Origin of the sequence: Brevundimonas vitisensis, assembly GCF_016656965.1 — a bacterium.
Classification (GTDB): Bacteria; Pseudomonadota; Alphaproteobacteria; order Caulobacterales; family Caulobacteraceae; genus Brevundimonas; species Brevundimonas vitisensis.
In genome coordinates, this window is record NZ_CP067977.1 from 1,031,976 (window position 1) to 1,044,791 (window position 12,816).

The 12,816-nt window shown below is 67.9% G+C and carries 13 protein-coding genes; 8 read left to right on the top strand and 5 right to left on the bottom strand.

What is annotated here, in order from left to right:
* Positions 1-7 precede the first annotated feature (7 nt).
* On the top strand, positions 8-1,693 hold the full coding sequence (locus JIP62_RS05145) for an alkaline phosphatase D family protein (RefSeq protein WP_201103833.1): 1,686 nt from the start codon (positions 8-10) through the stop codon (positions 1,691-1,693).
* On the opposite strand, the gene recN is transcribed toward JIP62_RS05145, so the two are convergent.
* Together recN and JIP62_RS05155 are read right to left on the bottom strand one after the other, a co-directional pair.
* Entirely contained in the window at positions 1,690-3,390 is a 1,701-nt protein-coding gene (gene recN / locus JIP62_RS05150) for a DNA repair protein RecN (protein ID WP_201103834.1), read from the bottom strand. The genes JIP62_RS05145 and recN overlap by 4 nt on opposite strands.
* A gap of 94 nt (positions 3,391-3,484) precedes the next feature.
* Positions 3,485-4,345, bottom strand: a complete 861-nt coding sequence (locus tag JIP62_RS05155) for an outer membrane protein assembly factor BamD (RefSeq protein WP_407932729.1) — start codon at positions 4,343-4,345, stop codon at positions 3,485-3,487.
* Between the two features lie 201 nt (positions 4,346-4,546).
* Between JIP62_RS05155 and JIP62_RS05160 the strand changes: the two genes are divergently transcribed.
* The 4 genes from JIP62_RS05160 to pth all read left to right on the top strand — a co-directional run bounded on the left by JIP62_RS05160 (position 4,547) and on the right by pth (position 8,183).
* On the top strand, positions 4,547-5,482 hold the full coding sequence (locus tag JIP62_RS05160; protein WP_201103835.1) for a ribose-phosphate pyrophosphokinase: 936 nt from the start codon (positions 4,547-4,549) through the stop codon (positions 5,480-5,482).
* 89 nt (positions 5,483-5,571) lie between these two features.
* A complete protein-coding gene (locus JIP62_RS05165; protein WP_230974874.1) occupies positions 5,572-6,651 on the top strand; it encodes a hypothetical protein in 1,080 nt (359 codons plus the stop codon).
* 133 nt (positions 6,652-6,784) lie between these two features.
* Positions 6,785-7,456 (top strand): 50S ribosomal protein L25/general stress protein Ctc, encoded by a 672-nt coding sequence (locus JIP62_RS05170; protein ID WP_201103836.1) that lies wholly within the window; start codon positions 6,785-6,787, stop codon positions 7,454-7,456.
* A gap of 109 nt (positions 7,457-7,565) precedes the next feature.
* Entirely contained in the window at positions 7,566-8,183 is a 618-nt protein-coding gene (gene pth / locus JIP62_RS05175; RefSeq protein WP_201103837.1) for an aminoacyl-tRNA hydrolase, read from the top strand.
* Here pth and JIP62_RS05180 read toward each other — a convergent pair.
* The 3 genes from JIP62_RS05180 to JIP62_RS05190 form a co-directional block, all read right to left on the bottom strand.
* Positions 8,180-8,980, bottom strand: coding sequence for a pyrroline-5-carboxylate reductase family protein (locus JIP62_RS05180; protein WP_201103838.1), 801 nt, complete (start codon positions 8,978-8,980; stop codon positions 8,180-8,182). The two genes, pth and JIP62_RS05180, sit on opposite strands and share 4 nt — an antisense overlap.
* A 38-nt stretch (positions 8,981-9,018) precedes the next feature.
* A complete protein-coding gene (locus tag JIP62_RS05185; RefSeq protein WP_201103839.1) occupies positions 9,019-9,522 on the bottom strand; it encodes a type III secretion system chaperone family protein in 504 nt (167 codons plus the stop codon).
* Between the two features lie 79 nt (positions 9,523-9,601).
* Positions 9,602-9,892, bottom strand: a complete 291-nt coding sequence (locus tag JIP62_RS05190) for an accessory factor UbiK family protein (RefSeq protein WP_201103840.1) — start codon at positions 9,890-9,892, stop codon at positions 9,602-9,604.
* 173 nt (positions 9,893-10,065) lie between these two features.
* Between JIP62_RS05190 and lgt the strand changes: the two genes are divergently transcribed.
* From lgt to pgeF, 3 genes are read left to right on the top strand one after another with little or no spacing between them, the layout of a single operon-like run.
* Positions 10,066-10,938 (top strand): prolipoprotein diacylglyceryl transferase, encoded by an 873-nt coding sequence (gene lgt / locus JIP62_RS05195; protein WP_201103841.1) that lies wholly within the window; start codon positions 10,066-10,068, stop codon positions 10,936-10,938.
* A gap of 4 nt (positions 10,939-10,942) precedes the next feature.
* Positions 10,943-12,037 carry a class I SAM-dependent methyltransferase gene (locus tag JIP62_RS05200; protein WP_201104589.1) on the top strand — a complete coding sequence of 365 codons (1,095 nt, stop codon included), beginning with the start codon at positions 10,943-10,945 and terminating at the stop codon, positions 12,035-12,037.
* A complete protein-coding gene (gene pgeF / locus JIP62_RS05205; protein ID WP_201103842.1) occupies positions 12,034-12,795 on the top strand; it encodes a peptidoglycan editing factor PgeF in 762 nt (253 codons plus the stop codon). Before JIP62_RS05200 ends, pgeF begins: the two co-directional genes overlap by 4 nt.
* Positions 12,796-12,816 lie beyond the last annotated feature (21 nt).

A 12,816-nucleotide genomic window follows, 5' to 3' on the forward strand; every position in this document is an offset into this window, starting at 1 on the left:
ACGTAAAATGAAACTGGACCGTCGCGGCCTGATCGGCCTCCTGGGGGGCGGCGTCGCCGCTCCCGCCCTGGCCCGACCGGGCGCGAAAGCGGCGACGGTCCAGTTTCGTCACGGGGTCGCTTCGGGCGATCCCACCTCTGACGGCATGGTCCTGTGGACCCGGTTGACCACCGATGCCGCCGAACCGCTCAGTGTCGACTGGTTCGTGCGCCCGGCGCAGGCCGACACTGCGCCTGTCCTCAGCGGGCGGATCGAGACCGGGCCGGATCGCGACTGGACGGTCAAGATCGAGGTGTCGGGGCTGGAATCCGGCCGGGAATACCGGTTCGACTTCGCCGCTGCCGGGACCGTCTCGCCGCAGGGCCTGACCCGGACCCTGCCCGCCGGAACCACGCCGGTCGTCAGCCTGGCCGTCGTGTCATGCCAGCTGTATCCGGGCGGTCTGTTCAATGCCTATCAGGCCATTGCCGACCTGCCCCGCGTCGACGCCGTCGTCCACCTGGGCGACTATATCTATGAATACGGGGCCGAGGCTGACGACTATGGCATGGCCACCGGTCAGGCCCTGGGTCGGATTCCCGAGCCTGCGCATGAGATCGTGACCCTGGCCGACTATCGGCTGCGTCACGCCCAGTACAAGTCCGACCCCGACCTTCAGGCCGCCCATGCCCGTGCGCCCTTCATCTGCGTCTGGGACGACCATGAGGTCACCAACGACGCCTGGCAGGCGGGGGCCCAAAATCACCAGCCCGCGTCCGAGGGTGACTATGCGGCCCGCAAGGCCATCGCCCTGCGCGCCTATTATGAATGGATGCCGATCCGCGAGCCCCGGCAGGGTGCAATGCGCGAGGCGATCCAGCGCAGCTTCCATTTCGGCGATCTGGCCAGTCTGCACATGGTCGAGACGCGGCTGCTGGCCCGTACCGAACAGCTGTCCTATCAGGCCGATCTGACGATGACGGTCGATGCGGACGGGACCCCCGTGCCCGACATCGCGGCCTTCGAAGCCAAGCGCAAGGATCCGGCCCGCGACCTCCTGGGTGAGGATCAGCGCGCCTGGCTGGGACGTGAGCTGTCCGCATCCCATGCCGCCGGACGCCCGTGGCAGGTGCTGGGCAATCAGGTGGTCATGGCGCGCGTCGCCGGTCCCGACGTGTCCAAAATGGACGGACCGGCCCAGATCGAGGCCATGATTGCGGCCCTGCCTGCCGAGGTGCAGGCCGAGGTCCGGCTGTCGATCCAGCTGTTCAAGGCCGGCCTGCCCTTCAACCTGGACGCCTGGGACGGTTATCCGGCCGGCCGCGAGCGTCTGTACCAGGTGTTCGAGGCGGCAGGCGTACAGCCCATCGTCCTGGCCGGCGACAGCCACGCCTTCTGGGTCAATGAACTGAAGGATGCGGGCGGGGTCCGCCGCGCGGTCGAGTTCGGCACCAGCGCCGTCTCCAGCCCCTCGCCCGGCGACGCCCTGCCCGGCCTGCCGCTGGGACCGCTGCTGTCGGGCACCAATGATGAGGTCGTCTTCTGCGACCAGACCGCCAAGGGTTTCGTGCTGCTGACCCTGACGCCGGAGGCCGCAACGGCCGAACTGCGGACTGTCTCGACCATCATGGCCAAACCGTTCGAGAGCGGAACCCTGCGTCGTTACCGCATCGCCCGGACGCCCGACGGTCTGGGGCCGCTGGAGCGGATCTAGGCCATCAGGGTCCCCGCGGCGGCGCGGGCCTCATCGGTGATGACGGCCCCGGACAGCATCCGGGCGATCTCTTCGCGGCGGGCTTCGGGCGACAGGGCGTCCAGCGAGGTCGCGGTGCGGCCATCGGCATCGGCCTTTCGCACCTTCCAGTGGGCGTGGCCGCGCGCGGCGACCTGCGGACTGTGGGTCACGACCAGGACCTGGGCTCCCTCGGCCAGACGTTGCAGGCGGCGGCCAACCGCCTCGGCCACGGCACCGCCCACGCCCTGATCCACTTCGTCGAAGATCATGACCGGCTGACGCAGGCCCTCCCGCCCGGCCAGAGCCGCCTTCATGGCCAGGGCAAAGCGTGCCAGCTCCCCGCCCGAGGCGATGGCATCCAGCGGCCCGAACGCCGTCCCGGCATTGGTCGCGATCTCGAACCGGACCGTCTCCATGCCGAACGGGCCGCGCCGCCCGTCCGTGACCGGGTCCAGCGCCACACGGAACCGTGCGCGATCCAGCTTCAGCGGGCCCAGCTCTTCCATCACCGCCTGGGCCAGACGGGCACCGGCCCCCTCGCGGGCGTCGGTCAGCATGCCGGCGACCAGATCATAGTCTTCACGGGCCTGGGTCGCGGCGCGCTCGGCCTCGGTCAGGGCTCCGGCCCCGTCCTCGATCAGACGCAGCTTCTCGCGGATGCGGATGCGCAGCGACGGCAGGGCGTCCACCGTCGTATTCAGCTTGCGAGCCGCCGCCCGCAGGGCGAACAGCCGTTCCTCGGCCTTGTCCAACCGGCCCGGTTCGACATCAAAGGCGGCAGCGGCGGAATCCACGGCGGCCATGGCCTCGGTCGCTTCGACCAGGGTCCGGTCGATGGCCTCGGCCGCCGCCGCCAGACGTCCGATCACGGGATGGTCCGCCTCGGCCCCGGCCTGGGTCGCACGCTGACGGGCATGTTCGACGGCACGCAGGGCCGACGCCAGCTTTTGCGTCAGCTTGTCCCCGCCCAGGGTCGTGCGGGCATCGGCCAGATCGCTGAGGGCCTTTTCCGCAGCCCCCAGAAGCGCCCGCTCGCCCGCCAGCTCCGTCTCCTCGTCGGGGCGGGGGTCCAGTTCGTCCAGATCGGCCAGGTTGAGGGTCAGTTCCTCGACATGGGCGGCGGCTTCTGCGGCCGCAGCACGCAGGTCCGCCACATGCGCCTCTGCCGACTTCAGCCGCTCGGAGGCCGCCGCGACAGCCTCCAGATGCACGCGCAGCGCGCCATAGCCGTCCAGCAGGGCCCGGTGGGTCTTCCAGTCCAGCAAGCCAACGGTCTCATGCTGGCCATGCACCTCGACCAGGGCCTGGCCGACCTCGCGCAGGACCGCGACCCCGGCAGGCTGGTCGTTGATGAAGGCCCGGCTGCGGCCGTCCGCCGACAGGATGCGGCGCAGAATCAGCGGCTCGCCCGCGGCCACCTCGAACCCGCGATCGGTCAGCAGTGCGATCAGGTCCGGGTCGTCGGGACAGGTGAAGACCGCCGCCGCCACGGCCTGTTTGGCCCCCGCCCGCACCAGACCGGCGTCGGCCCGGGCCCCCAGCGCCAGGCCCAGCGCGTCCAGAATGATCGACTTCCCCGCCCCCGTCTCGCCGGTCAGCACGGTCAGCCCATGCTGGACCTCGAGATCCAGCACGTCGACCAGCACGATGTCGCGGATGGACAGTGCAGTCAGCATGGGGCGCTCAGCATGGCGTCGGGCGATTCGTCATGGCGGCCAGTCTAGCGGCCAACGGGGTCGGTCACATCACCCACAGAACAATTCAGCAACATCACCCCGGGATGATGCGCTCCAACCAGCTTTCACGACGGCCTTCCGGCGCGACCTCGGGACGGCGACCCTCGTCGGACAGCAGGGCATAGGCCTCGGCGTACCAGGGGCTGCCCGGATAGTTGTAGCCCAGCACCGCCGCATTGCGGGTGGCCTCGTCCTTCAGGCCCAGGCTGACATAGACCTCGACCAGACGGTACAGGGCCTCGGGCACATGGGAGGTGCGCTGATAATCCGGGTTCTCGACGACCGTCTTGTAGCGGTTGATGGCGGCCAGGGGCTGGTTGCCACGCTGATAGTAGCGGCCGATGGCCATCTCCTTGCCGGCCAGCTGGTCGTTGACCATGTCGATCTTGACCATGGCGTCGGTCGCATAGGGCGTGCCTTCATAGTTGCGCACGACATAGCGAAGGCCCGTCAGCGCCAGCTGGGCATAGCCCTGGTCGCGGCCCACGTCGGTGATCTGCTCCCAGTTGCAGACCGCCTTCATATAGTGGGCATAGACCGCCGACGGATTGCCCGGAAACAGCTGGATGAACCGATCCGCCGCCGCGATGGCGTCCTGATAGGCGTTATCTTGGTAATAGGCGTAAATCTGCATCAGGATGGCCCGGCGGGACCATTCCGAATACGGATGCTGGCGCTCCACTTCCTGGAAGTAGTCGATCGCATCGCGCCAACGCTTGCGCTCCAGCCGCTCATAGCCGGTGTTGTACAAGGCCTCGACCGGGCGCTCCTCATAGGCCAGGCGCGGCCGGCTGTTGTTGCCGCCACAGGCGGAAACGGCCACGGTCGCGGCGAGCGTCGCCAGGAGCATCAGGCGCGAGGAGCGGAACTTCAGGACGGGCAAGGACGACCTCACGACAAGCCAGGCGCGGCGACGCCGGGGCGTCACCGATAACCAACGAGCGCCACTTCTACACCAGCGACCCCACCTCGCCAATGCAGCGACGGCGATCGAAATCGGCCGACACGGCTTGCGGGGGGGCGATCGGCTGATAAGAAGCGCGCCAATACGACGCGCCTCATTGGAAGCGCGATGACGGCGAAAGGATGACCGGGGATGAAGCTGCTGTCTGGCAACGCGAACCGGAGCCTGTCACGGGCGATTGCTGACCACCTGGACATGCCGCTGACGCGGACCCAGGTGAAGCGCTTCGCCGACAACGAGGTCTTCGCGGTCATCGAGGAAAATGTTCGGGGCGAGGACGTCTTCGTTTTGCAGTCCACCAGCTATCCGGCCAATGACAATCTGATGGAGCTGCTGATCCTGACCGACGCCCTGGTTCGGGCCTCGGCCAAGCGGATCACGGCGGTCATGCCCTATTTCGGTTACGCCCGTCAGGATCGGAAGACCGGTGGCCGGACGCCGATTTCTGCCAAGCTGGTCGCCAATATGATCACCCGCGCGGGGGCTCATCGCGTGCTGACCATGGATCTGCATGCGGGCCAGATTCAGGGCTTCTTCGACATCCCGACCGACAATCTGGTCGCCACGCCGGTGCTGGCCCAGGACATCAAGGAAAACTACCCGCGCGGCGACGACCTGCTGATCGTGTCGCCGGACGTGGGCGGGGTGGTGCGGGCCCGGTCTCTGGCCAGCCGCCTGAATGCCGACCTGGCCATCGTCGACAAGCGCCGCGCGCGGGCGGGCGAAAGCGAGGTCATGAACATCATCGGCGACGTCCAGGGACGGCGCTGCATCCTGTTCGACGACATCGTCGATTCGGGCGGGACCCTGGTCAATGCGGCCAAGGCCCTGATCGACTCGGGCGCGACCGAGGTCTCGGCCTATATCAGCCACGGCGTCCTGTCGGGTCCGGCGGTGCAGCGCGTGATGGACGGCCCGCTGAAGGAACTGGTCATCACCGACTCGATCGAACAACCCCACGAAGTTTTGAACTGCCCCAAGATTCGCAGTGTTTCCGTGGCTCCGCTGATCGGTGAGGCCATCCGACGGATCGCCAACGAAGAATCGGTGTCCAAACTGTTCGATTAACGGTCGGAAAACGCCTTCCGACGCGATATAGAACCCACAGTTTCGGTGCGCCCGAGCGCGCCGCGCGTCCATGTGGGGAATAACCGCCGATGCCCAAGGCCAATCTGCGCCGCGGTCTGTCTGTTGCCGCTCTTGCTGCCATCGCCGTCCTTGCGGCCTGTTCGACGCCCGAGCCGGCCCCGGCGCCGGTGGTCGCACCGCCTCCGCCGCCACCTCCGCCCGTCACCTTGAACGAAGGCGTGGCCCAGGCGGCCTCCATCTATGTGGCCTTCATCCGCGAGGTGGGCACCATCCAGGCGGGCTTCCCCGACGCGGAGTCGATCCAGGTCGCGATCCGGCGCGGTGCCGCCTATGAGCCCGCCCAGTTGTCGCGGGGCATGATCGCCTATGGCTCGATCCTGGCGCTCCAGTCGCCCGAGTTCGTGGCCGGGGTTCGCACCTATGCCGCCGATCCGGTCCAGCGCCGCGAAGTGATCGACCGCATCATCGCCGATCCGGCCTACGCCGCCACTCTGCCGGGGGCCGATGCGGCCGCCGGCCTGATCATCTCCACCCTGGGCAAGGACATCACCACCATGATGGCCATCGCCGAGGCGGTGGAGGCCGATGCCTATACGATCCAGGAACGTCGCGACCCGCGCCGCCGCTGGGCCGTCACCCATATCGCGGACCGCGAGGTCCGGCTGGAGTCCACCAAGACGGCCTCGGCGGCCCAGATGCTGCCTTCGGCCGAAGAGGCCAGCCGCCTGTTCGCCGCCGCCCATGCCGGAAACGGCCTGAACCTTGAGGCGACCACGGTGGCGCCGCCCTATACCCCCGCCGTCATCAACGCCCTGGCGATCGCGGCCCTCGCAGCCCTGGGCGCAGGCGGCGAGGACTATCGGGCCAACACCGAAGCCCTGACGGTCGAGTCGAACAGCGAGTTCTGCCTGAATATGTCCAAGCTGAACCTGTTCCAGTGCCTGGCGGCCTCGCGCCCCAGCTATGAGGACATGTTCTGCATGGGCCGTCACATCGTGCGCGACCTGGCCACCTGCACCACCGAGGCGACCGTGCCCCGCGTCGTGTCCCTGACGCCGACTGCCGTTGCGGCCGGTGAGGGCCAGAGCCTGATCGCCGCCGACGCGACAACCGCTTCCGCCCAGGCCGTGCGCGGATCAGGCAACTGATCGACTCGAACCCGACAGCGGTTGCGCGGTCGGGCTTTGGCGTGTATTAGCCCGCGCTCTTGAATTCGAGGGTGTGTTCACCCCGTCGCGCGGGCCCATGCAGCGCGGCGATACCGTTATTGAGGCGAGCCCGATGGCCGAGATCATTCTGAACGTCGACGTCCGTGAAAACGTCGGCACCGGCGGTGCCCGTGCCGCGCGTCGCGCTGGCTCGGTGCCCGGCATCCTGTACGGCGGCGACAAGGCCCCGGTCGCGATCTCGGTCAACGAGAAGGACTTCCGCAAGTCGCTCTACACCGGCAAGCTGCTGGGCCATCTGGTCACGCTGAAGTACGGCGAAGAGAGCCAGCCCGTCATCGCCAAGGACGTGCAGTTCGACCCGGTGACCGACCGTCCGCTGCATTTCGACCTGATGCGCGTCGACGAGAAGCAGACCATCAGCATCGAAGTGCCCGTGCACTTCATCAACCAGGACAAGTGCCCGGCCTTCCGTCAGGGTGGTTCGCTGGAAATCGTGCGCCACACGGTCGAGATCGTCGTGCGTGCCGACCACATCCCCGAAGACCTGATCGTTGACCTGGCCGGCCACAAGCTGGGCGACACCATCCGCATCTCCGACATCAAGCTGCCGGAAGGCGTCGAGCCCGCGATCGGCGACCGCGACTTCATGATCGCTTCGATCAAGGCTTCCTCGGCTGCCAAGGCCGCCGACGAGATCGAAGAAGCCATCGCCGAAGAGAACGCCATCGCTGCCGAAGCGGCTGCCGACGAGGTTCCCGCCACCGAACAGTCGGACGGCGAGTAAGACTGATCGTCGCAAGACGGATCGCCTCGGCATTACGAATGTCGAAAACCCCGCCCGGTTTACCGCGGCGGGGTTTTTGTTATCGGGTCTGACAGGCTAGAGCGTCATCATGTTCATCATCGCTGGCCTGGGCAATCCGGGCCCCAAATATCAGAACAACCGGCACAACATCGGCTTCATGGCGGCCGATGCGATCGCGGACCGCTGGCGCTTCGGACCCGAGCGGGCAAAGTTCCAGTCGGTGGTTCGCGATGGGGAGGTCGAGACGCCGGGCGGGACGGACAAGGTCCTGTTGATGAAGCCTCAGACCTTCATGAACGAAAGCGGCCGGGCGGTGGGCGAGGCGGCGCGCTTCTACAAGATCTCGCCGGCGCAGATCATCATCTTCCATGACGAGATTGACCTGGCTCCGGGCCGGTTCCGCATGAAGACCGGCGGCGGGGCGGCGGGCCAGAACGGGGTGCGGTCCCTGATCAGCCATCTGGGTGCCGACTTCCGCCGCGCCCGTATGGGCGTGGGTCATCCGGGCGAAAGCCATCTGGTCATGCCCCATGTGCTGGGCGATTTTCACAAGGCCGAGCAGCCCTGGCTGAACGCCATGCTGGATGCGGTCGCCGGGGCCCTGCCCTTTGCCCTGGCCGGCGACGACGATCGCTATCAGGCCGAAGTAATGCGTCTGGCCCCCGCGCCGAAATTCAGCCCGCGACAGGCCGCGCGAGGGGACTAGTTCCCCAGGGCCTTTGCCCGGGCCACTGCCGCCTGCACGGCCGCCATAGCCGTCGCATCCAGGCCCGCTTCGGCCTGGGCCTTCAACCCGGCTTCGGTGGTGCCGCCGGGCGAGGCGATGCGCGCGATCAGATCGGACAGAGGGGCTCCGGTTTCCGCCCCGGCTCCGGCCGAACGCAGGGCCCCGCGCGCCAGGCGGCTGGCCGCCTCCGCATCCAGTCCGGCCGCCTGTCCGGCCCGCGCCAGGGCCTCGACATAGGCATGGATGAAGGCCGGTGCCGATCCGGCGACCGCCGTGGCCGCATCGATCAGTCCCTCGTCCGTCAGATCCACCGTGTCCGCGACCGGGTCGAACAGAGCATGGGCGGCGGCCCGTGCGTTGTCATGATTCGACCAGACGGCGGCGACGCCCCGGCCCTGGGCCACGGCCGTGGTCGGCATCACGCGCACGACGGGGCGTTTGCCGAACACCGATGACAGACTGTGGGCCCCTACCCCGGCCATCAGCGAAACGATCGTGACGTCCTCGGCCAGCGCGGCGGCGATCGGGCCCGACGCCTCGCGCCACACGCCCGGCTTGACCGCCAGGATCAGAGAGGCAGCCTCGGCCAGAACAGCCTCTGGCGGATTGATCCGGGCCCCCCGCTCCCGCGCCGCCTCGGCCGCAGTCTTGTTCGACGGTGTCAGCACGATCAGCCGCTCTGCTGCCAACGTCCCTGTGGCCAGCCAGCCCTCAAGCAAGGCAGACCCCAGGCGGCCGCAGCCGAGCAGGATGACGGGGCGATCGGATGTGTACATGGCGACAGACTTGCCCGTCGCCTGCGGCTTCGCAAGCCTCAGGCGGTGCCGACGGTCTCGAACAGGCAGGCGTCGATGGCTTCCTGGGGCTTCTTGCCGCCGCGGATCAGGAAATCGAAAGCGGGGAAGTAGCGATCCGAGGCCTCGACCGCCGCATCGATCATCGAGGCAGCCTGGGCCAGGGTGGGCCGCTCGCCGTGCGGCAGAGCCAGGGAGTGGCGGAAGACGATCTCGCCGTCCTCGGCCCAGACCTCGAAATGCCCCATCCAGGTGCGCTGGTTGATCAGTCCGATCAGTTCATAGGTGGCAGCGCGGCGGCTTTTGGCCATCCGCAGGTCCAGGGCGCAGCACAGTTGAAGGCAGTCGCCCTCGGGCCGCCAGGCGAACCACAGCTCATAGTCCTTCCAGTCCCCGGCCAGGGCAAAGGCCAGGTCGCCCTCATCCGTGCGGTCGAACGGCAGGTTCTCGGCCGTCAGGACATGCTCCACCACGTCCAGCGGATCGTAGGGCATGTCGATCTCTTCGGGCCGGGCAGCATCCATTAATCAGTCCGATTCAGGCAGGGTGCGGATCGCGACTCACGATCAACGATTGGACGGTAGGCGGGATCACAGATTCGGCTCAACCGGCTGCGTCCTCAGGGGGAACCGCGCCTGTGGACGTTCCCGCCACAGGCTTCTTGCCGGTCGCAGCGGCACCGACCTTCAGGGTCGCGATCTCGGCGCGCAAGGCGGCGATCTCGGCCTTCAGGGCATCGAACTCATCGCGGCGCACCAGGTCCAGCTCGGCCACAAGGCGATCGCCCTGGGCGCGCATGGCGGTCCTGGCCTCTTCGCCCGCAGCCTGGGCCAGGCCCATGGCACCGGTCGTCAGCTTGGCGAATTCGTCGAGAAAGGGGTTGCGGGTCTGCATGGCGTCGGCTCCGGACGTCGTTAAGGAATGTTTGCCCGATACGGTGAACGAATCCTTTACACCGTAACGATCTAGGGGCGCGATGCGGCGGAACGACGGCAGGATCAAAACCGCGCGACGGCGACCGCGGCACTTGCTAAAGGGCCGGACGTCAAACGGTTCGAGGAGTCTCCGTGCCCTTTCCCGAGTTCGACCCGATCTGGTTCAGCATCGGCCCCCTGCCGATCCGCTGGTACGCCTTGGCCTATGTAGCCGGCATCGTCCTGGGCTGGTGGTATGCGGCCCGACTGGCCCGCAACGCGGCGGTGTGGGAGCCGAACAAGGCTCCGGTGACCCCCGTCCAGCTGGACGATCTGGTGCTCTGGGTCACGGTCGGCATCATCCTGGGCGGGCGGTTCGGCTATGCCCTCTTCTATCGCCCCGACCTGTTCGGTCAGGTCTTTACCGGCGACACCCTGGGCCAGCGTCTGGAGCTCTTGCAGCTGTGGACCGGCGGAATGTCTTTCCACGGCGGCTTCCTGGGCGTCGCCATCGCCATCATATGGTTCGCACGCAAGCATTCGATCAACATCCTCAGCCTGGGTGACCTCGTGGCCCCGGTTGCGCCGATCGGCCTGTTCTTCGGGCGGCTGGCCAACTTCATCAATGGCGAGCTGTGGGGCCGCACGACCGAGGTGCCGTGGGGCGTTCGGTTCTGCAACGACACCATCCTGAAGGCCTATGGCCGCTGTCCGGCCGGTGATCTGCCGCGCCACCCCAGCCAGCTGTATGAGGCCGGCCTGGAAGGATTGCTGCTGTTCCTGATCCTGCTGCTGGCGGTGTGGAAGCTGCGCCTCTTGTCCAAGCCGGGCTATGTCACCGGCATCTTCTTGCTGGGCTATGGCCTCAGCCGGGCGGTGCTGGAGACGGTGCGCGAACCGGATGCCCACATGCCCGAGGCCCTGCAGGGTGTGGTCACCATGGGCATGCTGCTGTCCATTCCGATGATCCTGGCCGGCTGCTGGCTGATCTGGCGTGCGCGCAGCCGTCCGCCCGTCGTCGCCTGAGCCCATGTCGCTGCGGGACCGGCTGGCACGCGAGATCGCCCTGACCGGGCCGATGACGATCGCCGACTATGTCACCCGCTGCCTGCATGATCCGCAGGACGGCTATTATGCGACCCGGCCTGCCCTGGGTGAGGGCGGCGACTTCATCACCGCCCCCCTGGTCAGCCAGATGTTCGGCGAGCTGATCGGCCTGTGGGCGGTCGAGACCTGGCAACGCCTGGGCGCGCCCGAGCGGGTCCGGGTGGTCGAGGTCGGGCCGGGGGACGGCACCCTGATGGCCGATGCGCTGCGTGCGGCGCGGCTGGTGCCTGGGTTTCTGGAAGCCTGCGACCTGATCCTGATCGAGCCCAGCGCACCGCTGCGGACGATGCAGGCCCGAGCCTTGAGCCAGGCGGATGTCAGCCCGCGCTGGGTGCGGTCTCTGGACGCCGTTGAGACCGATGCCCCGGTCATCCTGATCGCCAATGAGGTGCTGGACTGCATGCCTGCCCGGCAATTCGTGCGGACGGAGCAGGACGCGACGGGGTCCGCCTGGGCCGAGCGCCGGATCGGGGTCGACGATTCCGGTGCGCTGATCTTTGGCCTGGTGGGCATCAGCGGTGGTTTCGTCCGGCCGTCCTTTCCGGTCGAACCCGGCCAGACGGTGGAAATATCCGAGCAGCAGGCCGCCTTTGGCCGCGACATTGGAACGCTCATCGCCGCCTCGGAAGGAGCCGCCCTGCTGATCGACTATGGCCGGGCCGCGCCAGAGGCCGGCGACACCCTGCAGGCCCTGCGCCGCCACACCCGCGTCGACCCCCTGGCCTCCCCCGGAGAGGCCGACCTGACACAGTGGGCGGATTTCCCCGCCGTGCTCGAGGCGGCTGTGCATGCGGGCGCCGATGTGACCGGCTGCATCGGCCAGGGCGAGTTCCTGCGCCGCCTGGGGATCGAGGCGCGGGCCGCGCGGCTGAAACAGGGCCGGCCCGATGCCGCGCCCGTCATCGACCGGCAGTTGGCCCGTCTGACGGCCGACGACCAGATGGGCACACTGTTCAAGGCCGCCTGTATCTTTGGCCCCCACGCCCTGGCGGTTCCCGGCTTCGAGGTGACGTCATGAGCCCCATCACCCATCCGCTGTTGACCGGTGCCAGCGTCCGCCACGGCTTCTTCACCCGTCAGGGCGGGGTGTCACAGGGGCTGTATGCCAGCCTGAACACCGGCGTCGGTTCCAGCGACGACCCCGCCGCCGTGGCCGAGAACCGCCGCCGCATCGCCGCCCACATGGGTGGCGGGCCGGACGATCTGGCCGCCTGCTATCAAATCCATTCTGCCCTGGCCCGCGTGGCCGATGGCCCCTGGAACGGCGACCGGCCCGAGGGGGACGCCACCGTCACCGCGACACCTGGCGTGATCTGCGCCGTCCTGACCGCCGACTGCGCGCCCGTGCTGCTGGCCGATCCGGACGCGGGCGTGGTCGCTGCGGCCCATGCGGGATGGAAGGGAGCCCTGGGCGGCATCATCCATTCGACCGTCGCGGCCATGCAGGCCCTGGGTGCCGATCCCCGCCACACCGTCGCCGTCGTCGGCCCTTGTATCGCCCAGGCCAGCTATGAGGTCGGAGCGGACTTTCAAGAACGGTTCGAGCATCACGATCCCGGCAGCGACCGCTTCTTCATCGCGGGCGACAGCGCCGACAAGCGCCGCTTCGACCTGCCGGGCTTTGTGCTGTGGCGACTGGAGCAGGCGGGCATCGGTCAGGCCGCCTGGACGGGACATGACACGGCGGCCGATGCGGAGCAGTTCTTCTCGAACCGACGGGCCCATCTGAACGGGGAACCGGACTTCGGAAGGTTGATGAGCGCGATCGGGTTGTAATCCTCCCCCGCCTTTCAGGGG